This window comes from Mesorhizobium sp. M7A.F.Ca.AU.001.01.1.1 (genome assembly GCF_004022735.1).
GTDB lineage: Bacteria > Pseudomonadota > Alphaproteobacteria > Rhizobiales > Rhizobiaceae > Mesorhizobium > Mesorhizobium ciceri.
Genome location: NZ_RZPF01000952.1, coordinates 1 through 1,972, shown reverse-complemented (window position 1 = coordinate 1,972; position 1,972 = coordinate 1). Strand labels below are relative to the sequence as shown.

The 1,972-nt window shown below is 61.8% G+C and carries 2 protein-coding genes; one reads left to right on the top strand and one right to left on the bottom strand.

All coding sequences use genetic code 11. The features are described 5' to 3' along the window. Positions 1-53: 53 nt before the first annotated feature. Positions 54-881, bottom strand: a complete 828-nt coding sequence (locus tag EN884_RS34460; RefSeq protein WP_063168963.1) for a MurR/RpiR family transcriptional regulator — start codon at positions 879-881, stop codon at positions 54-56. A gap of 144 nt (positions 882-1,025) precedes the next feature. Here EN884_RS34460 and EN884_RS34455 point away from each other — a divergent pair, with 144 nt between their 5' ends. Next, positions 1,026-1,844, top strand: coding sequence for an N-formylglutamate amidohydrolase (locus EN884_RS34455; RefSeq protein ID WP_024502760.1), 819 nt, complete (start codon positions 1,026-1,028; stop codon positions 1,842-1,844). Positions 1,845-1,972: the final 128 nt, after the last annotated feature.

Here is a 1,972-nt window from a genome sequence, read left to right as displayed (position 1 = left end):
GATATGTAACGTTTGAGAAAATATGCGTAACGCTTCGGATCATCGCATATGCACTAACGCAGACTTTCCATCTCGCGAATGCGTTTGGCGCCTTCTGCTTCCAGTTGCCTGGTGACGGCGCCGATCAGCGTTTCGGCGACGACGAAAAGGGCCGCCGATGAATCCCATGCCGACGGCACTGCGGTTCGTCCGGCGATGACATGGCGAGCAAGGCGGGCGATCGGCGACAGCCACTGGTCGGTGAACAGTACGATCTGCACGCCACGCTGATGCGCCTTCTCGGCGAAGCGGAGGAGGCTGTCCTGGTAGCGCCTGATGTCGAAGATGACCAGCACGTCGCGCTTGCCCATGTCGATCAGCCGGTCACGCCACATGCTTTCCTGCCCGGCGAGGTGAAAGACATCCGGCTGGATGATGGCGAGGTGGGCGGCCATGTAGCGCGCCAGCGGATCGGTGAAGCGGCCGCCGATCAGGAAGGTCTTGCCGCGCCGGTCCGCCAGCCGGGCGGCGATGTCGGCAAGCTGCTTGTCGGACAGGTGCCTGAATGTCTCGCGCATATTGTCGAGCGTCGCTTCCAGCATCGGCGACACGGTCCCGCCGCCGGGCGAGGGCGGATTGAGCGTCCTTGTCGCCGGCGATTGCAGTTGCGCCGCCAGTTCGTCCTGCAGGCTCGACTGGAACTCCGGATAGTTCTGAAAGCCCAACCGGGCGACGAAACGCAGGATTGTCGGCGAGGAAACGCCGGCTGCGGCCGAGAATTCAGCGACCGTTTTCAAGCCGATCATCGGGTAGAAGGCAATCAGTGTCTGGGCCGCGCGCCGTTCGCTGGCCGGCATCGTGCCGACGCGGTCGGCGATCAGTTCGGCAATGTTGGAAATCATCTTTTCCCCACCCTTGGCTCGGTCGATGGTCTTTTCCGAAATCGCATTTGACAAAGCCGGACAAACTGTATGAAATCATCCACAGGGACGCAATGAGGCAAAATACGTAACATACGATACAGCGCTCCCCGGGGACGGCAGAGTATGGAGAAAGCACGGCCCGCCAGCCTTGCATCGTCTGATACCGTAAGGGTGACGAACCCCGGCGGATCAAGCCCTTTCGTGCTGACCTGCGATCACGCCTCGAACTTCCTGCCCGCCGAATTCGGCACGCTCGGCCTTGCTGTCGAGGACCTGTCGCGCCACATCGCCTGGGATCCCGGCGCGCTGCCGGTTGCCCGCCGCATGGCGCAGGCGCTCGACGCGACGCTCGTCGAAACCCGCATTTCGCGCCTTGTCATCGACTGCAACCGGCCGCTTGACGCGCCCGACCTGGTGCCGCCGGTCAGTGAGACAACGGCCATACCGGGCAATGCCGGCCTGTCGGAAAGTGAGCGTGCCGCGCGTGTCGCGCTTTCGTGGCGCCCTTTCCACGATACGATTGCGGATATCATCAGCCACAGGCTGTCACACGGTCAGGAAACGCGGCTGGTTTCGGTCCATTCCTTCACGCCGGTATACAAGGGCCGCAACCGGCCCTGGCATATCGGCATCATCCATGACGAGGATCGCCGGCTGGCGGCGCCGCTGATATCGGCGCTGAAGCGGCTTTCCGGTGTCACCGTCGGGGTCAACGAGCCGTATTCACCTGATGACCGCGTCTATTTCACGCTGGAACGGCATGCGCGCTCGCGCGGACTGCCCTGCGCGATGATCGAAATCCGCAATGACGAAATCGCCGGCGAGACCGGGCAGCGGAAATGGGCGGATCTGCTCACGGGCATTTTTTCGGATCTGGAGCCAGAGGAGGCCGGACACACCAGATCGCATTCAGTCGGAAAGTCAGTTCAATCGGCTAGCTAGGGCGGGATCTCATCCCGACCCGAAAACCAACAGGGGACACTAAAATGGCAGCACCGGGTTATACTGAAGTTGACAAGGCGGAGGACGTAAAGCACCTCCACAGCATGGGCTATGCCCAGGAATTGGAG